The organism is Arthrobacter sp. K4-10C (assembly GCF_059090085.1).
Genome location: NZ_JBNHFI010000013.1, coordinates 119,888 through 137,103 on the forward strand (window position 1 = coordinate 119,888; position 17,216 = coordinate 137,103).

Genomic DNA, 17,216 nt, shown 5'->3' on the forward strand with positions numbered 1-17,216 from the left:
ATTTGTCCCAAAGACGGGGATACTCCTGCTACTGCGCCGTGTCAGCCCAGCCGCGGCTGGCGGGACCGCCGTCGTGCCCGTCCTCACACAGCTGGAAGGCAACCCGGGCGGCCTTTTCCACGGCAGCGGATGAAGCCTCCCTCGTCCCCGCGCTGCCTGTCCCCGCATCCAAGCCCGCGGCGTAGCCAACCAGGAACGTGGTGACCGGCGCGGCGGCATGGATGACGTTGTCCGCGGACTTGCGGGCCAGGTCAAGGAGGAGCTCATGGTCCACATCCATGTCCAGGATCTGCAGTGCTTGGGCCAGCCGGTTGCTCCACTGGTCCAGTATCCGTGCTTCGTCGCTGTTGACTGCCATGGTCCGCTCCTTGCCGTCGAATCTGCCGTTCTGTTGTCCGGTGCCGACACTACAAGGCTTCGCGACGGAAGTCACCGGTCCCCGATACCCCTGTTTCCGAAGCGGCACCGCCAGGGAAATAAGGGCGTTTCTGCCCGGGTTAGGCTTTGCAGAGGCCACACCGCATCGAAGGAGATCCCCTTGAGTGACATCACCGTCCGCCATAACGCCGAGCGCGAGCGCTTCGAAATCATCGACGCCGGGAGCGTCATCGGGAAGGCGGCGTACAAGGAGTACGACGGCGGCGCGTCACCGCAGCGGATTTTCTACCACACGGTGATCAACGAGGAGTTCGGCGGCCAGGGCCTGGCCGGCCGGCTGGCCACGGCGGCACTGGATGAGACGGTCGCAGCCGGGCTGGCAATCGTGCCGGTATGCCCATTCATCAAGAAGTTCCTGGCCAAGCACCCCGAGTACGCGGGCAGCGCCGTGGCCGTGAAGCCGGCGCACCTGGAGTTCCTGGACGCGGCTTTGGCCGCCCGCGCCCAGGCGTAGCAGCGGCGTCCCCGACGCGCCTATCGGGTCTCGACGCGCACCTGACCTGGCGCCCCCGCAATTCGGGCCGCGCCCGGGAATCTGCGCGTCGAGGATGGTTCTGGCCGTCGCAGGGGCCGCCGCCGCTCCGGGTCACGAAGTCGCGCAGGCGAAGAGCCTTGCACCACACTGTTACCGTGAGCAACAACCCCCGGACTGCCCTGGCCGTCGCAGGCCTCAGCCTGGGCACGGCCTTGAACCCCCTCAACTCCTCGATGATCGCCGTGGCCCTAGTGGTACTTCGCGCCGATTTTGGGCTGGACGTCGCTGCTGTCACCTGGGTGGTCACGTCCTTCTACCTCGCCTCCGCTGCGGGGCAGCCGGTGATGGGAAGGCTGGCGGACCGGTTCGGACCGCGCCGGATGTTCATGCTGGGAATGGCCCTGGTTGCCGCCACTTGTGCGCTGGCACCGCTCGCCCCGAATTTCGCCCTCCTCTGCGTTGCCCGGGCGGTCATGGCCCTCGGCACGGCCACCGCCTATCCCAGCGCGGTGGTGATGGTCGGTGCCATTGCCCACCGGGCGGGGGTGGAACCTGCCCACCCGCTGGGACGCCTGCAAATGGCAAACACCTCCGCTGCCGCCGTCGGGCCCGTGGTGGGTGGCCTGCTGGTTAGCCTGGTCGGATGGGAGGCACTGTTCCTGGTCAACGTGCCGCTGGCGCTCGCCGCCCTGCTCATCGTGCGGCAGGCAGCCCCGCCGGACAACGCCAGGGAGCGGGGGAGCGTGGCGGAGCTGCTGCGGGACTCGGACATCCCGGGGATCCTGGCGTTCGTGGGCGCACTGCTGCTGGTGATGATGGCCGCGCTCAACGTCGCGCCCGGTTACCGGTGGTGGATGCTGGGGGCAGGAACGGTGATCGGGGCACTGTTCGCCTGGCGTGAGCTGCGCTTCAACCGGCCGTTCCTCGACCTTCGGTTACTGGGACGGAACAGGCCGCTGATGCTCGTGTACGTTGCGTTTGCGGTGTTCAGCAGCGTGTACTACTTCGTCTTCTTCGGTCTGCCCCAGCTGCTGCAGGAGGCCGGCGGCTACGATCCCGGCGTCGTGGGCCTGCTGATGCTGCCGCTGGCGGCCATGTCCGTGGTCGCAACGCCGTGGGCGGTCAAGGCGATGGGAAGGTTCGGGGTGCGGCGCGTGCTGCTTGCCGGCGTCGTCCTTCTGACTGCGGTGGCCGGGCTGATGTGGTTGCTGACCGGCACCCTGGCCATACCGCTGGTGGTGGTGATGACAGCGCTCATGGGGGTGCCCTACGGGACAGTGGGGATCGCCTCCAACCAGGGCATGTTTGTGTCCACCCGGCCGCAGGAGCGCGGAGTGGCGGCGGGGATCTACCAGACCTGCCGGTACGTGGGGGCCATCACCGCAACCGTGATGATCGGCGTCTTCGCGGCGGGCGGCGTGGACCGGGAAAGCTGGGCGCGGATGGTGCTGGCGATGCTGGTCCTCTGCGTGGTGACATTCGGCGTGAGCCTGCTGTGGCGGCAGCGGGAGGCGTAGGAAACCGCTCAAGAAGCCTGGACCCGGACCCTGGCGTCCCTGGACGGGAGCCTCAAAGATCAGTCCGCCGGGCTTATCGTGGACATATGGACTCTCCGAAGGTTCAGCTGTACCTGGATATCACTGCCAAGGGCCTGGGCATCATCGGTGTGGCGCTGATGATTTTCACCCGGGGCCCCTGGTTCTACCTCGGGGTGGCCGCCGTGGTCCTGGGCGTGCTGTTCATGGGCGGCTCCCTGTTTGCCAGCCGCAAGCTCCGGCACCGCGGATGGGACGGCACGCGCCGGACCTGAGCCCCGCACAAGCCTCCCGGGCGGTGGCGGAACCGTCCGCTGGCAGGGGCGGCCGCCGTCGTCGTCGCTGCCCGCGCGTCATGTGTACATCAAGGAACCCGGCGTGGTGAGCTTTTCACCGGTTTCCAGCCACGTCTTCAGGCCGGACAGGATCATCGGCCAGCCGCCGTAGAGTTGCTCGTTGGCGCCTTCGCGGAGGCCGCTGTGCGTGACTGTGAGGTGGCACGAATCGCCCACCGGTTCAATTTCCCACGTGATGGTGGAGGTACCCTCCGCCTTGACGTCCTCGCCCCACAGCGCGCGCATCGTCTGGACGAGCCGGCGCGGCCGATCCACCTCCAGGATCTCCCCGTCGCCCAGCGGTTCGTCGGCCTTGGCGTTGTTCATCACGAACCTGCCGCCGGGCTTCCACTCGGCCTCGAACGTGTTGCCGAACTGGTAGTTGCTGCGGATAGTGCTGTCCGTGATCGCTTCCCAGAGCCGCTCGGGCGTGGTCTTGATGTAGATCTCGAAGATTTTTTCCATGGGACTTTCCAATCTGGATTTGAGGTCGCTGAGGGCAGCGGCCCATGGTTCTGCGTACTTGCTCACCCACCGGTCGTGGACCAGGCGGATGGGTACCGGGTTCAGGAAGTGCAGCTTTTCCCGGCCCCGACGGCGGGTCACCACCAGGCCTGCTTCCTCGAGCAGGCGGAGGTGCTTGGCGATCCCGAACCGGGTCATGTCGAACCGTGCCTCGAGCGCACTCTGGGTCTGGCCGTCCTCGCGGAACAACTCATCGAGCAGGTCCCGGCGGGTGGGGTCGGCGAGTGCTTTGAACACGTCGTCCATACCCCCGATGATAGGTGACTAAATAGTCACATATCAAGGGGTTCCTATTTCGCCTTCTTTGGTGCCCCGGCCTACGGGGCTGCAGACGGCTGGCGCGGCTGGATGTTGTGGTTCCGGCTGAAAAGGTTGCTGGGGTCGTACCGCTGCTTGAGGTCGGTGAGGTTCTCGTACTTGTCAGCGCCGTACGTCAGCCGCGCGGCGTGCGGGTCCTGCCGGGTTTCGCTGCCCAGGAAGTTCAGGTACTCGCCCTGTTCGGCGAAGGGCTGCATCCGTGCGTGCGCCTCCCGGGCGAAACGGGTCAGGCGGGCATCGTCGTCCGCGGCGGACCAGAAACCGTAAACGTTCAACAGGAACCGCGAGGACCGGTTGGGGTAGGCAGTGGACTCCTCCGGGACGCGGCCGAAGGCTCCTCCTAGAAGGTGGATATCGATCCCGGTGCCATGCCACCGCACCTCGGACGCAAAGCCGGCCACGACCTCGATGACCTCCTCGTCCAGCCGGGAGAAGGAGACGTTCTTCCAGTAGCCGCGTGAACCCGTGGGGAAGAGGCTGTCCATGGCGCTTTGCCACTCAATCCAGGAAACCGGCCCCACCTCCTCCTCGTCCGGCGGAGCTAGTTCCCGCAGTTGCTGGATGAGCTCCAGGCCAGGCTGATGGTCAGCGCCCGCCCAGGCGCAGCCGATGATCATCCACATGGAATCGCCCAGCTCGAATTCGGGAGGCAGGACCAAGAAACTGATGATCGGGTTCATCTCGTCGGGCAGGTCCCGCGTCCAGGCCTCAAAGCCGGCCAAAGCCTTCTTCCAGTGCTCCTGGCGGTAGAAAAGGTTCCCGCCCAGGACGGGCTGGGGCAGCGGGCGGGCCCGGAACGTGAAAGCGGAAACCACACCGAAATTGCCGCCGCCGCCCCGCAGCCCCCAGAACAGGTCCGGGTTGTCCTCCGCACTGGCCTGCAGCCGCTCACCGGAGGCAGTGATCACGCTTGCGGACTCCAGGTTGTCCAGCGTCAGGCCATTGCTCCGGGTCAGCCAGCCCACGCCGCCACCCAGCGTCAGGCCGGCAATGCCTGTGGCGCTGATGACCCCCAAGGGAACGGCCAGGCCGTGCTCTACCGTGGCCCGGTCCACATCTGCCAGGGTTGCCCCCGGCTCCACGCTGACCAGCCGCGTGGCGGGATCCACGGTGACGCGGCGAAGCCTGCTCAGGTCCAGGACCAGGCCGCCCTCCACGCTGCCGTGGCCGGCCACGTTGTGCCCGCCGCCGCGCACTGCCAGCTTGAGTCCCGTAGCGTGCGCTGCCGCCAGGGCCGGGTCAATATCGGCATCCGAGCCGGCGAGCACAATAACCCTGGGGTGGAGGTCATGCATGCCGTTCCACACCCTGCGGGCTTCCTCGTATCCCTGGTCTCCCGGTTCGAGGAGGCTTCCGCTGAGCTGGCTTCGCAACTCGGCCAGCGCGTTGGTGATCTGGTCTTCTGAACGGCCCGGTTCCGTGGTATCCATGATCTGACCTCGCCAGAGAGGGTGCCGGGTTCCCCGTTGATCCGGCTGGTTTTGAACTATAAGTGCGCGCTGAGACGGCTCGGTAGGCAAACGGCACTCCAAGTATCTGGCGGTCCCCAACGGGGGTCAATAGTCCGAACCTGCGTACCTATGGCCCCAGGGGAAGGAAGATCAACGCGAGCAGGGCCGGCAGCGTGGCGGCGAGGGTGCCCGGGACGCTGTCCCATTTCTTGGGGTAATGCCCCTGCAGGTCTGCCAGCAGCATGGTGGGCGCGGTAAGCACCATGTTGAGGCAGCAGTAGACCACCAGGGTGTAGCCCACCACCAGCTCGCCGATGTTCACCGCCACCAGGCCCGCCGCCACGCCCAGTGCGATCACCAGGTTCTTGTAGCCCGTGGGGATGGCCCACATCATCACCGCGGGTACATTTTCCGGCGGGGTGCTCAGGAATTTCTGCGCCCACGGCTTCCGCCGAAGCAGGAAGCTTTCCACCGGAAACACTCCGGCGTAGATCACCACGGCCAGCACGGCAAATACCTGGGACATCATGTTCATGGTCGAAGGCTAGGCGCAGGAAGCGCGCGCTCCCATCCCCAAAACAGGGGATTGCGGGCAGGGGCTCCAGGCGGATACTGGAGCTATGTGGGAGGAGCGCGCAGAGCGTGCCCGCCGCGAGATCGCGGTGCTCGCCGCCGGCGGACTTGAGCTGGCGGACCTCTACCGCGCGGCCCTCGGCCTGGTGCGGCAGTCGGTGCCGTTCGACCAGGCCTGCTGGGCCGGCGTCGACCCCGAAACCCTAGTGATGAACTCCGTGACCAACTGGCGGCCCTGGCCCGTCACGGATGAGTATGCAGTCCGTTTCGCGCAGTCCGAATATGAGGGGCACGAACCCAATACCTTCGCCAGGCTCTCCCTGCGCCCTGTCCCGGTGGCACGGCTTTCCGATGCCCCGCAGCAGGAGGTGGCCGGCAGCGTGCGGGTCAACGACCTGCTGCGTCCCGTGGGTTTGGTCCACGAGCTCCGCGGAGCGTTCCGGGTGGACCAGTCGTGCTGGGGGGTGGGCAGCCTCTTCCGCGAAGCGGGCCAGGACTTCAGCGACCGCGAGGTGGAGTTCCTGGCTGCGGTCACGGCTGCGCTCGCCGCCGCCACCCGCGTCGCGGCTCGGATGCGCAACCAGCTGTGGCAGCACTCCAACGGGCCCGTGATTGTCCTGGCAGGTGAGCGTGGCGAACTGCGCGCAGCAACGCCCGCGGCCGTGTCCTGGCTGACGGACCTGGACGCCGCCGCCCACGGCCAATTCAGCATGGTGCTGTTCGCAGTGGTTGCCCAGGCCAAAGCCTCACCCTCCGGGACGGCCAGGACCCGGATGCGGGACGCCGACGGCAGCTGGGTGGTCCTGCAGGCCAGCCGCCTGATCACCGGCGATGATCCGGAGCAGATGGTAGTGACCGTAGAGCCTGCCTCCACACACCAGCTGCTCACGCTGCTCCTCTCGGCGTACGGGCTGACGCCCCGCGAACAGGAGGTTTGCCTGGAGCTCAGGTCCGGCAGCTCCAGCGCCGCGATTGCCGACCATCTGTTCATCTCCCCGTATACGGTGCACGACCATCTGAAGGCGATCTTCGGAAAGGTGGGAGTGGGCAGCCGGGGCGAGCTGGTGGCCAGGCTGTCCGCCTAAACGGTTTGCTGCCTTGCGCATGTCAGGATGGTCTGCATGCTGCCCCTGAGCCAGATCGCCGCGTTGCGGGAGACTGTTGACCACGAGTGGCGCTCCCCGGTTGCCGATGCCGTTGGGGAACGCTGGGGCTTGCCCGAGGGCAGCCTCCGCTTTTGGCGTTCGTCCGCGGCCCACGTGTTTGTCGTCCCGCCGGGGGCTGATTCCCGAGGTGTGCTGTACGCGCGGTTCGCGCCGGCAACCGGCCCCGCCGGTTGCCGGCTTGCCCGGGGCTCCCGGCTCAACTCCCGCTTGGCAGCCGGCGGCGCTTCCGTTGCACGGGTCTTCCGCTCCCGTACAAATGGCGTGGTGGAGCGGGTCGGCACCCCGCTCGGCGACATGTACGGCAGCGTCGTGGGCAGGGTGGACGGGGACGAGCTGGACGTTGAAGAGCTCGACGCCGGTGCTGCCGCCGCCTGGGGAGCGGCGCTGGCTGCCTTCCACCGCGCGGCGGGCCCGCTGGCCACCCCGGTTCAGCCGGAGCAGCCGGATCCCTTCGCCGCCCTGGCAGCTGCCCCTGCTGCAACGGAGGATCCGGAACTGGCGGAGGCGTCGACAGCGTTGGGCGAACTACTGGCAACCAGCCGGGCCACGCCGCTCGTGATGGGCCACGGCGACTTCGAGCTCGACAACCTGCGCTGGTCTGACGGGTGGCCCACATGCTTCGACCTCGACGAATCCGGGGCAATGTCGGCTGCGGCGGATGTGGCGTCAGCAGCCCGGGACCTTCTGGGACCGCATCCCGCCTCCCCGGAACATCCGGAGCTCCTGGCGGCCCTCCTCGAGGGCTACCAGCGCGCGTCCGGCCACAGTGTCACGCCCCGGGAGCTCCTGCTGCCGCGGGCGGCCTTCGCGGCGCAGCAACTCCTGGAGGCACCCCAAGTCCTGGACACCAGCGATGGGCAGCCCGGCTGGCTTCATGACCTGGCTGTTTCCCTGCGCGTTCACTACCGGGACCAGCGCAGCCTTCTGCTGGCGACGGCGGACGTGTTGGCCTAGGCGGGATCCTTCACGTTGTCCGCCGCCACCGGCCGCGGCTCCAGCCAAACCTGCTCCCGTGGCCCCGGCGGGTAGGCGTGGCGCTTGCCGGCAAGGGCGATCGCCAGGGCGGCCACCACAGGAAGGGCGGCGGCAATGGGGACCAGCAGCGGCCCGCCCACAACTAAAGCGCCGGCGCCGTACAACGCACCGACGGTGATGCCCAGCTGGATGGTAAGCACGGTGAGCCCGTTGGCTGCCTCCTGGTACTCCCCGCCGGCGCGGAGGATCGCGGACTGGTTGTAAATGCCGATCGCCCCAAGGCCAGCACCCCACACCGTCATCAGCACCAGGGCCACCGGAAGGCTACCCACGGCCAAAGGCAACAGGAACATCGACGCGGCGATTGCCGCCGTCGTCATGAGCAGCGAACGCCGCGGGTGCGAATCCACGGTGAGGCCGGCCACCCAGATGCCCAGCAGGCCGGAGACGCCGAGCACAGTGAGGGAGAGGCTGATGGCGTAGTCCGGCAGGGCGGCCTCACGGATGAACGGGGCGATGTAGGTGAAGAGCGCGAAGTGCGCCAGGACCAGCAGCGGCCACGCGATGGCCACCGACTTCACCCCGGGCTCGGCGATGGCGCGGCGCATCGAGGGGCGGGCGGCGTTGGAGATGCGCTGCACCCGCGGCAGGAGGAAGAAGGCAAGGACTGTCAGGACCAGGCCGAACCAGGCCAGCACCAGGAACGCGGCCCGCCAGCCGAGGAAGCCGCCCAGCGCCGTACCCAGGGGTGCGCCGATGGCAAGCCCCAGGCTGTTGCCGCTGAACACGATGGCCAGGGCCTTGCCCACCTTGTCCGCCGGGACCACCCGGGCGACGAACGGCGCCATGGTGGTCCAGAGCAGACCGTGCGCCAGCCCGCCCACCATCCGGGCGATCACCGCCGTCGTGAAATCCGGGGCGAGGCCCACCCAGGCGTTGCTGACCGCGAATATGAGGACCAGGCCCACCAGCAGGGCATGCCGGGGGATCCCCGCCAGAAGCCGCGCAGCCGGAACCACCGTGACCACAATGACGGCGGCGTACGCGGCGGCGAGGTAACCTGCCACGGGCTCGGACACGTTCAGGCCGCTGCTGATCTGCGGCAGCAGCCCGGACGGCAGGAGTTCGGTGGTGATGGCGGTGAAGGCGATGGTGGCCAGGACCGCCATCGCGGCGTAGGGAAAACGGGCAGGGGCAGGCGCGGACAACGCGGAAGGCATGCGGAAGGGATCCATTCAAGGGGAGGGGCGGAACGCGGCGGGCTGGCCGGACAGATTCCTCCCTCAAATTTACAGGATCAGGGGCGCTGTCATACACGTGACAAGCCCTTTCCGCGCCGTCTGTATGGCAGTTTGGGTGACTGTCATACTGCCGGGGTTCGTCCTGCGCTGAGTAGATTGGTGGAGGTAAGCGTCCGCCGGACTGTCGTCCGGACAAGAAAGCAGGAGAACGCCATGGGCAACCGGAAATTGGTCGTACTGTACGGGGTTGCCGAGTGACGGCCCGGCTGCGGGTGTGCCTGCCCGACCAGAAGCTGCTGGACGCGCTCGAGCCCGTTGACGGCGTCGACTTTGTCCTCTGGGACCTGACCGGTCCTGCACCCGAGGGCCGGCTGGACCTGCTGGTTCCGGGCTACATGGGCCAGCCCGCGGCGCTGGCCGCGCTTGAGGGCGTGGACGTCGGCCTGGTCCAGAGCCAGTCCATCGGGTACGACGGCGTCGCAGCCGTCCTGCCTGGGGGCTGCGTTTTCGCCAACGCGGCAGGAGTCCATGAGACGTCGACGGCGGAGCTTGCCCTAGGCATGATGATCGCCAGCCAGCGGGGCATCCCCGACTTCGTCCGGAACCAGGCGTCCGGCGTCTGGGACAACAGCCAGCGGGCCAGCCTGGCAGACCGGCGCGTGCTGCTGGTGGGCTACGGGGGAGTGGGCAAGGCTATTGAGGCCCGGCTGCTGCCGTTCGAGGCCGAGGTCACCAGGATGGCCAGCCGCGCTCGGGAGGAAGCGGGCGGAACGGTTCATGGAATCGACTCGCTGTATGAGCAGCTGCCGCTGCACGAGATTGTGGTGGTGAGCGTCCCGCTGAGCGAGCAGACCGAACAGCTGGTGGATGCGAAGTTCCTGGCCGCGATGCCGGACGGAGCGTTGCTGGTCAATGTTGCCCGCGGGCCGGTGGCCGATACCGACGCGCTGCTGGCGGAAACCTCCTCCGGGCGGCTGCGCGCAGCGCTGGACGTCACGGACCCGGAGCCGCTGCCGGCCGGCCACCCGTTGTGGACCACGCCCGGCGTGCTGGTCACCCCACACGTGGGCGGCGCCAGCTCGGCGATGTTCCCGCGGATGGTCCGGCTGATCAGGAAACAGATCGGGCTGCTGCTCGAAGGCAAGGAGCCCGTGAACGTGGTGCTGGGCGGTCCGTCTCCCCGGTAACCCCGTGGTCCCTGTTCAGGGGTGGCCCGGGCTCCTATGCTGGGCCCATGTCCAGTTACGAAGTCCGCCGCAGCGCGGTCATTCCTGCCGCCCCTGAACACATCTTTCCGTTGGTCAACAACTTCCACGAGTGGACCGCCTGGTCCCCGTGGGAGGCCGTGGACCCCGGCATGAGCCGGCGCTACTTCGGCCCGGAATCCGGCGTGGGCGCAGGCTACGAGTGGAGCGGGAACCGCAAGGCGGGCAGCGGGACGATGGAAATCGTTGAGTCCGTTCCGTCCAGCACCGTCAAGATACGCCTGGAGTTCACCAAGCCCTTCAAGGCGCTGAACCCCACCACCTTCACGTTAACCCCTGTAGCGGGCGGCACCGAGGTCAGCTGGGTGATGACCGGTGAGAACAAGGGCGCCGCCAAACTGTTCGCACTGTTCATGAACATGGACAAGCTGGTGGGATCTGACTTTGAACGCGGGCTGAAATCGCTGGCGTCGGCCGTGGCCTCGAAGAAGAGCTAGGCAGCCGTGGGCGTCGTCGACGATGCGCTGGCGGATTTGCAGGAACCGGACCGCGGCTGCCTGCAGCACGTCATCGGGATTGCCCGCGCCCTTGTTCCGGAGGCCACGGAGGGCATGAGCTACGGCATGCCCGCCCTCAAGCTGGATGGAAAGCCCCTGATGGGAGTAGTTGCCGCCGCAAAGCATCTCTCGGTCTTCCCGTTCTCGCCGGCCGTGGTGGAAGCGGTGGCCGGCCGGCTCGCCCGATTCCCGCTTTCCAAGGGCACCATCCGCTTCACGGCAGACAACCCGCTGCCAGATGATGTGGTGGCGGACATTGTCCGGCTCCGGCAGGCCGAGATCAGGAAGTAGGGACCAGCATGGGCAAGATCATCCTTTCCAACGCGGTGTCTGTTGACGGCTTTTTTGAAGGGCCGGACCGGGACATCAGCTGGCACCGGGTGGACGAGGAACTGCTCCAGCACTTCAATGACGAGATAGGTGCGATGAGCGTGATTATCGAGGGGAGGGTCACCTTCGAGCTGATGGCCGAATTCTGGCCGACGGCGGACCAGGACCCGGACACCAGCCCGGCGATGGTCCAGTTCGCCGGCATCTGGCGCGACATGCCCAAGTACGTCTTCTCCCGCACCCTTCCGGCGGCGGGCTGGAACAGCAAGGTGGTTTCCGACGTCGTGCCTGAAGAAATCGAGGAACTGAAGGCGGAAACCGGCGGCGACCTGGTCATGAGCGGCGCCGACCTGGCCGGAACCTTCATGCGGCACGGCCTGATTGACGAGTTCCGGATCTACGTCCATCCCGTGCTCATCGGCCAGGGGCGGCGCGTGTTCCGGTCGCCGGAGTTCACGGCCGACCTGGACCTGGTGGAGACCCGCGGTTTTGGCAACGGCGTGGTCCTGCTGCGCTACGCGAGCCGGGGTTCCAGTGTTACATAGGAAAAGCTAGGCCCCGCCCTTGATCTTCCGCCAGCCGCCGGCCCGGTTATTGGCGATGATCGCCCGGAACATGTCCAGCAGCGCTTCCTCATTCACAACCCCGCCCTCGTGAAAGGCCACGGTTCGGCCGGTCTGGTTGCCGTGCCCGCCCGTGATGATGTGCTGCGGATCCGGGGCCAGGCCGCCGTCGTAGAGGAACACATTGACATGGTCCTTCGCTGCGAGGAGCGCGCAGATGTTGCCCTTCAGGACGAAGTACGGCTGCACCGTGCGCTTGATGGTCTCCTCCACCTCGGGGTCGGCGGCATGCACCAGGTCGCGCACCTGCCGGCAGACGGCCTGCTGCCAGTCCGGGAGGGCGTCGATGTACTGGTCAACACGCGGGTCTTTGATGTAGTCCATGGTCACCGCTCCTGAAAAAGGGCCAACGGCGTAGATACAAGAATCTACGCCATGCCCGCCCTGCGCATCGAGAGCCTGCGGGTAATCAGGGCGGCCGGGATGATCAGGAACCACATGAACGGGGTGTTGCTGCCCAGGACGAACGCGGCCGGGATACTGAGCAGGAACACTGCGGGGGCCGTCAACCGCGCGCGGAACACCCGCCGGTGCTCGAATTCGTCCACCGTGTCATCCGTCAGGCCCTTCCGCCAGGCGTACGTCCACATCCCGGCGAGGGTCAGGTACACGCCCGAGATGGTGGTGGCATACAGCACGCTGGGCCACGGGCTCGGGTTGCCGCCGTAGTCGCTGAGGACAGCGGTGGGGGCGGGCAGCATAACGATGAAGAAGAGCAGCAGCATGTTCAGCCACGCCAGCTGCGGGTTGAAGTCCCGGATGCGGAAGAAGTCGTTGTGGTGGGACATCCAAACGCGGGCGATGATCAGGAAGGAGAGCGCAAACGCCAGCAGTTCCGGAATGGCGTCGATCAGCTCGGAAGTCAGGCGTTCCGGCGGGATCCCCAGAGGCAGCTTGAGGTCCAGGGCCAGGAGGGTGAGCGCGATGGCAAACACCGCGTCGCTGAAGAAAACCATGCGTTCAAGCGGCACCGATTTATCCACGCCAACACCCCCTAAGCCGAAACACCCTTGGGCACATTTTGCCCTATTTCCCCGGCGCTGTTTCGGTTCCATAATGGCCTCGTAAGCTTTCGGGGACCCCGCGCCGATGATGGCTGGCGTTGAGCTTGGAGTCCCAGGTGGCCGCCCCGGCAGTCGGCGCAAAGGGCGGCTACGCGGCCCGCCCATTCGCGGGCCCGGCCGCCACAGGGGGAGAGCATCGCCATCATATGCGGCAAGGAGATTTGTCATGCTCAAAGATATGGAAATCATGGCTGTACTGCCCGCCAAGGACATCAACCGGGCCAGGGATTTCTACCGCGACAAGCTGGGCCTTGAACCCGACCAGACCATGGGGGAGGAGGTTGCGATCTACCGTTGCGGTAAGGGGACCGCCTTCATGCTGTACCAGACAGACAACGCGGGTACCGCAAAGAACACGCAGATGGGCTGGGTGTGCCCGGACTTCGACCGCGAGGTGGAGGATCTGCGGAGCCGCGGCGTGGTCTTTGAGGACTACGACCAGCCAGGGCTGAAGACCGAGAACGGCATCGCCAACATGGACGACGTGGGCAAGGGTGCCTGGTTCCTGGACAGCGAGGGCAATATCCTCAACATCTCGTCCATGTAGGCCCTCGTCCATGCAGGCACGGGGCAGCCCGGCCAAGGGACACGAGACAAACGTACGACGCCGGCACTTCCGGCCCGAAGCACCCCTCACCAGGGGTGCCGGGCAGCGGAAGCCCGGCGTCGCCGTCGTGCGTTCCTCAGGCGCCTGCCTACGCTGGACGGCGGCCTCGCGCTAGACTGCGGGCTCGCGCTTCCCGCTGAACGCGATCCGGAGGGCGCCGCGGAAGGTGAGCCGGTTCCTGCGGCTGACCACGACCACCGCGGCCAGGCCGGTCAGCAGGACCACGACGCCGCCCGCCGCAACGGACCAGCGTGCGCCGAACTCGCTGCCGATCCAGCCCATCAGGGGCGCCCCAACAGCGGTGCCGCCCTGCAGGATGGCCAGGTAGAGCGCGAGCACGCGGCCCCGGAACTGGGGCTCCACCGAGAGCTGGATGCTGGTGTTGCAGCTGTTCAGGAACGTGATGGAGGCCAGGCCCACCGGGATGAGCACGGCGGCGTAGAGCCAGAACGACGGCGACGCGCTGCCCAGGAGCGTGAAGGCGCCAAGGCCCAGGGCCCCGCCCAGCAGGAACCGCAGCCGGGGCCTGGACCGGCGCGCCGCCAGCAGTGCGCCGGCGAGCGTGCCTACCGCCATGATGGAGCCGAGGAGGCCGAACTCGCCCGGACCCACGCCGAATTCGGTGGTCGCCATGAGGGCGTTGGTGATGGGGAAGTTCATGCCGAACGCGCCCAGGATGCCCACCAGGACCATGATCAGCACCAGGTCCGGGCGGCGCCGCACATAGTTGACGCCCTCGGCCACCTGGTGCTGGCCGCGCTCGGCCCGGACGGACGGAACCAGCGCGGAGCTGTTGATCAGGAACAGTGAGATGATCACGCCGGCGTAGCTGGCCGCGTTGAGCAGGAAGACCGGGCCCGTTCCCACCCAGGCGATCAGGACGCCGGCGATGGCGGGGCCGGTGAGCCGGGCGGTGTTGAAGGAGGCGGAGTTCAGCGCCACGGCGTTGGAGATGTTGTCCTGGCCCACCAGTTCGGACACGAAGGCCTGGCGGGCAGGGGCGTCGATGGCGCTGGCGATGCCCAGGCAGAGGGCCGCCAGGTAGGCGTGCCAGAGCTGGGCGGTGCCCGTGACCACCAGGAGGCCGATGGCCAGGCCGGTGATCCCCATGGCCACCTGGGTCCAGAGCACTATCCTGCGTTTGGGGAAGCGGTCGGCCAGGACGCCGCCGTAGGGGCCGAGCAGCAGCATGGGCAGGAACTGCAGGCTGGTGGTAATGCCGACGGCGGCGCCGTCGTGGTTGGTGAGCACGGTCAGGACCAGCCAGTCCTGGGCGATCCGCTGCATCCAGGTGCCGATGTTGGACACCAGCGCGCCGCCGGCCCAGATCCGGTAGTTGCGGTTTTCGAGGGCCCGGAACATAGCGCTCATCGGCCGCTCATTTCCTGCATGATGCGGGCAGCCTGGCTGAGGATTTTACGGTCTTCCTCACTGAGTCCGGCTACGCGCTGCGCCAACCAGGCGGTGCGCTGGTTGCGGGCTTCGGACAGGACTTCCTTGCCTGCGTCGGTGATGTCCACGCGTACCTGGCGGCCGTCGTCGGGATGGGTCGTCCTGGTGACGAAACCCTGGTCGGCGAGGGCGTTGACGATGCGGGTCATGGACGGCGCCTGCACGTGCTCGCTTTCGGCGAGTGCCCGGAGGGTGCTGGGGCCGTTGCCGTTCAGAAGGGCCAAGACCGTGTACTGGCCGGGGGTGATGACCTCCCCGGTTGCCTCGACGCGGAGCCGGCGCGAGGTGCGCATCACGGCGGTGCGGAGGTCGATGGCGAGGGTGTCGGGGGACGTGGGGGCTGCCTGTGCGGGGCTCTTGGTGTGGGTGCTGGTCATTTGGGTGGGTGCGCCTCCTGGCAAAATGCTTAGCAGTGCTAATTAGTTCTGCTAACAATTATGCTCCTAATGCTCCGAAGGAGGCAAGCAACTGTGAGCAGCACGACCAGGGTGCCGGCGATGTGGCTAAGCGCGGCGCGCCTCGCGGAGCGCCACCATGCCAGTGGGTTGTATGAATGGGCGGCTCTCTGCGCCAAACTGGAGTTCGGTCCCCGACGAAAGCAGAATCCCTTGATTACTCTCCAGCAGGACGCCGACGGCTTCATTCGGATGAACAGGCACTACCCGGCCAGTGTCCTCATCAGGATCGCGTTCACCGACGGCAGCACCAGAGAATTCCCGGGCCGGACACTGAACAACGCCTACGACGCAGCGCTTGCGGAATTCAGGGCGAAGAACGGCCTGGACGCGCGGGGATATGACCGGACGAAGGCCGGGCGGAAGAATTCCGGCAACAGAATCGACTTCGTTCCGGTGCATCCCGGCATGGGGGAGTAGGGCGCAGACCTCTCGGTCATCGGCTTAAGGAGCAACCATGGCATCAACGGCAGCGGCTGTCCTGCACGACGGCAGCACCATCTCCATCACCGTGCAGGGGAGCGGCCGGCCGGTACTGCTCCCGGTGCCCCTCGCCGAGCACACCGCCGAGGAGGCTGAAACCATCCGGCTGTGGGGAGCGGACCCGGACCTGGGGCGGAACCTCGTGCAGGGTCTGGCGGAGACAAACCGCGTGATAGCCGTGGACTACGAGGCGCACCGCATGGCCTTTCCGGCGCCTGCAACACTTACCCCGGATAACGTGACGTTCGATCTGCTGGCCATTGCGGACGCCGCCGGAGCAGACACCTTCGCGTACTACGGGTACTCATGGCTGGGACTCTGCGGGCTGCAGCTCGCGATCCGGACTGGCCGCCTCGGCGCGCTTGCCATGGGAGGGTTTCCGCCCCTCGACGGACCGTACGCGAGCATGCTTGCGGTCACTCGGGCAGCGCATGAGGCCGCGGCGCGGGAAGCCGCAGCGCGCGCCGTCGAGGAGCCGGCCGCGGACGAGCCGGCTGCACCGCCTGCCGCGGTTGAACCCGGGGACTGGGACTCGGCCTCAATCCAGGCCAACGAAGACCAGACCCGCCAGTTCCTTACCCTCTATGAGGCCCTGCAAGGTTTCGACGACGCAGCGGCGCCGGTCCCCGCCGGTCTGCCGCGGCTCGCGTTCGCGGGTGCGGACGACCGGATCGACTATTCGCCGCAGTGGGGCGGAGTGCAGGTGCGGATCGGGGAGCCGCTGGCTACCCATGAACGCGAGCTTGTCGACGCCGGCTGGGACGTCCAGGTCCTGCCCGGCCTGGACCACCTCGGCGCGATGCAGAGTTCGGTGGTTCTGCCGCTGCTCAAGGACTGGCTCCGCAAGGTCGGCTGGGCACCCACCTGAAGCAGCCCCCGCCGGTTGGGCGAAGGGGACCACCGTTCCGGCGCACATCGCCGGGCCTGGCACCATGCACCACTCGAAGCTCGGCTAAAGGCCTCTGTGGAGCCGTAGCCGTAGCGCCCTTCCACTGTGCGGCAGGACACAGGAAAGAAATTACGACGCCGGGAGGACAGTCAGGTGCGCCGTGGCGGGTTCTGCCCCGGATTTCCGCGGTTTTTATGACCGCCCCGTAGCGTTTGCCGAGGGGTTTGCGGTCGGGGCGGAGTGCGTGTATTGTTTTCTAAGTCGCCGCGGGGGAGACAGCGAAGAGCTGGTTACCGCGGGCGGCCAAACCCCTAAAATCAAGCCAAAATCTGGTGGCTCCTTGGAGTGCTGGAAAGTGGTAGGGGCGGTCTTCCTGCCGGTGGGAATCCTGGGATATGGATTTGCGTCGGGGTGGGTGGTCGGGTAAGTTTGAAAAGTTGCTCCGGAGCGATCTTGGACCGTGTGGTTTGGGTGGTGCCGGGTGTGTCTGTTGTTTGAGAACTCAATAGTGTGCCAAGT

The 17,216-nt window shown here is 67.0% G+C and carries 21 protein-coding genes; 12 read left to right on the forward strand and 9 right to left on the reverse strand.

The features are described 5' to 3' along the window. Positions 1-28: 28 nt before the first annotated feature. Positions 29-358 (reverse strand): DUF6457 domain-containing protein, encoded by a 330-nt coding sequence (locus tag AC5RUU_RS17735; RefSeq protein ID WP_493976520.1) that lies wholly within the window; start codon positions 356-358, stop codon positions 29-31. 180 nt (positions 359-538) lie between these two features. Here AC5RUU_RS17735 and AC5RUU_RS17740 point away from each other — a divergent pair, with 180 nt between their 5' ends. The 3 genes from AC5RUU_RS17740 (at position 539) to AC5RUU_RS17750 (ending at position 2,723) form a co-directional block, all read left to right on the forward strand. Beyond that, positions 539-892 carry a GNAT family N-acetyltransferase gene (locus AC5RUU_RS17740; RefSeq protein WP_493976521.1) on the forward strand — a complete coding sequence of 118 codons (354 nt, stop codon included), beginning with the start codon at positions 539-541 and terminating at the stop codon, positions 890-892. A 176-nt stretch (positions 893-1,068) separates the two neighbouring features. After that, complete coding sequence (locus AC5RUU_RS17745; RefSeq protein WP_493976522.1) at positions 1,069-2,430, forward strand: MFS transporter; 1,362 nt, start codon at positions 1,069-1,071, stop codon at positions 2,428-2,430. Between the two features lie 86 nt (positions 2,431-2,516). Further along, complete coding sequence (locus AC5RUU_RS17750; protein ID WP_493976523.1) at positions 2,517-2,723, forward strand: hypothetical protein; 207 nt, start codon at positions 2,517-2,519, stop codon at positions 2,721-2,723. A gap of 78 nt (positions 2,724-2,801) precedes the next feature. Here AC5RUU_RS17750 and AC5RUU_RS17755 read toward each other — a convergent pair whose 3' ends face one another. The 3 genes from AC5RUU_RS17755 to AC5RUU_RS17765 form a co-directional block, all read right to left on the reverse strand. Next, entirely contained in the window at positions 2,802-3,554 is a 753-nt protein-coding gene (locus AC5RUU_RS17755; protein WP_493976524.1) for an ArsR/SmtB family transcription factor, read from the reverse strand. Between the two features lie 71 nt (positions 3,555-3,625). Beyond that, a complete protein-coding gene (locus tag AC5RUU_RS17760; RefSeq protein ID WP_493976525.1) occupies positions 3,626-5,056 on the reverse strand; it encodes an FAD-binding oxidoreductase in 1,431 nt (476 codons plus the stop codon). Between the two features lie 148 nt (positions 5,057-5,204). Then, positions 5,205-5,612, reverse strand: coding sequence for a DUF1304 family protein (locus AC5RUU_RS17765; RefSeq protein ID WP_493976526.1), 408 nt, complete (start codon positions 5,610-5,612; stop codon positions 5,205-5,207). 85 nt (positions 5,613-5,697) lie between these two features. Here AC5RUU_RS17765 and AC5RUU_RS17770 point away from each other — a divergent pair, with 85 nt between their 5' ends. Beyond that, a complete protein-coding gene (locus tag AC5RUU_RS17770) occupies positions 5,698-6,735 on the forward strand; it encodes a helix-turn-helix transcriptional regulator (RefSeq protein WP_493976527.1) in 1,038 nt (345 codons plus the stop codon). A gap of 36 nt (positions 6,736-6,771) precedes the next feature. Further along, positions 6,772-7,770: a phosphotransferase gene (locus AC5RUU_RS17775; RefSeq protein ID WP_493976528.1), complete on the forward strand. Its 999-nt coding sequence runs from the start codon at positions 6,772-6,774 to the stop codon at positions 7,768-7,770. Here the strand turns inward: AC5RUU_RS17775 and AC5RUU_RS17780 are convergent. Next, a complete protein-coding gene (locus tag AC5RUU_RS17780; protein ID WP_493976529.1) occupies positions 7,767-9,011 on the reverse strand; it encodes an MFS transporter in 1,245 nt (414 codons plus the stop codon). The two genes, AC5RUU_RS17775 and AC5RUU_RS17780, sit on opposite strands and share 4 nt — an antisense overlap. A gap of 275 nt (positions 9,012-9,286) precedes the next feature. Here AC5RUU_RS17780 and AC5RUU_RS17785 point away from each other — a divergent pair, with 275 nt between their 5' ends. Genes AC5RUU_RS17785 through AC5RUU_RS17800 form a run of 4 tightly spaced genes read left to right on the forward strand, consistent with a single transcriptional unit; the run spans position 9,287 to position 11,669 of the window. After that, positions 9,287-10,219: a 2-hydroxyacid dehydrogenase gene (locus tag AC5RUU_RS17785; protein ID WP_493976530.1), complete on the forward strand. Its 933-nt coding sequence runs from the start codon at positions 9,287-9,289 to the stop codon at positions 10,217-10,219. Positions 10,220-10,266: 47 nt separating this feature from the next. Next, positions 10,267-10,734, forward strand: a complete 468-nt coding sequence (locus AC5RUU_RS17790) for an SRPBCC family protein (protein ID WP_493976531.1) — start codon at positions 10,267-10,269, stop codon at positions 10,732-10,734. Positions 10,735-10,740: 6 nt separating this feature from the next. After that, a complete protein-coding gene (locus tag AC5RUU_RS17795; protein WP_493976532.1) occupies positions 10,741-11,085 on the forward strand; it encodes an iron chaperone in 345 nt (114 codons plus the stop codon). 8 nt (positions 11,086-11,093) lie between these two features. Beyond that, positions 11,094-11,669: a dihydrofolate reductase family protein gene (locus AC5RUU_RS17800; protein WP_493976533.1), complete on the forward strand. Its 576-nt coding sequence runs from the start codon at positions 11,094-11,096 to the stop codon at positions 11,667-11,669. A gap of 6 nt (positions 11,670-11,675) precedes the next feature. On the opposite strand, the gene AC5RUU_RS17805 is transcribed toward AC5RUU_RS17800, so the two are convergent. After that, positions 11,676-12,071 carry a DUF1801 domain-containing protein gene (locus AC5RUU_RS17805; protein WP_493976534.1) on the reverse strand — a complete coding sequence of 132 codons (396 nt, stop codon included), beginning with the start codon at positions 12,069-12,071 and terminating at the stop codon, positions 11,676-11,678. 44 nt (positions 12,072-12,115) lie between these two features. Then, the gene (locus AC5RUU_RS17810) at positions 12,116-12,730 is read right to left on the reverse strand and encodes a TMEM175 family protein (RefSeq protein ID WP_493976535.1); all 615 of its coding nucleotides are present in this window, start codon (positions 12,728-12,730) and stop codon (positions 12,116-12,118) included. Positions 12,731-12,977: 247 nt separating this feature from the next. On the opposite strand from AC5RUU_RS17810, the gene AC5RUU_RS17815 reads away from it, so the two are divergent. After that, positions 12,978-13,358: a VOC family protein gene (locus AC5RUU_RS17815; RefSeq protein ID WP_493976536.1), complete on the forward strand. Its 381-nt coding sequence runs from the start codon at positions 12,978-12,980 to the stop codon at positions 13,356-13,358. 171 nt (positions 13,359-13,529) lie between these two features. Here AC5RUU_RS17815 and AC5RUU_RS17820 read toward each other — a convergent pair whose 3' ends face one another. Continuing rightward, positions 13,530-14,789: an MFS transporter gene (locus AC5RUU_RS17820; protein WP_493976537.1), complete on the reverse strand. Its 1,260-nt coding sequence runs from the start codon at positions 14,787-14,789 to the stop codon at positions 13,530-13,532. Further along, positions 14,786-15,247 (reverse strand): MarR family winged helix-turn-helix transcriptional regulator, encoded by a 462-nt coding sequence (locus AC5RUU_RS17825; RefSeq protein ID WP_493976538.1) that lies wholly within the window; start codon positions 15,245-15,247, stop codon positions 14,786-14,788. Before AC5RUU_RS17825 ends, AC5RUU_RS17820 begins: the two co-directional genes overlap by 4 nt. Positions 15,248-15,478: 231 nt before the next feature. Here AC5RUU_RS17825 and AC5RUU_RS17830 point away from each other — a divergent pair, with 231 nt between their 5' ends. Both AC5RUU_RS17830 and AC5RUU_RS17835 read left to right on the forward strand, forming a co-directional pair. Then, on the forward strand, positions 15,479-15,745 hold the full coding sequence (locus tag AC5RUU_RS17830; RefSeq protein WP_493976539.1) for a hypothetical protein: 267 nt from the start codon (positions 15,479-15,481) through the stop codon (positions 15,743-15,745). A gap of 37 nt (positions 15,746-15,782) precedes the next feature. Continuing rightward, complete coding sequence (locus tag AC5RUU_RS17835) at positions 15,783-16,676, forward strand: alpha/beta fold hydrolase (RefSeq protein ID WP_493976540.1); 894 nt, start codon at positions 15,783-15,785, stop codon at positions 16,674-16,676. The last annotated feature ends 540 nt before the right edge of the window (positions 16,677-17,216 follow it).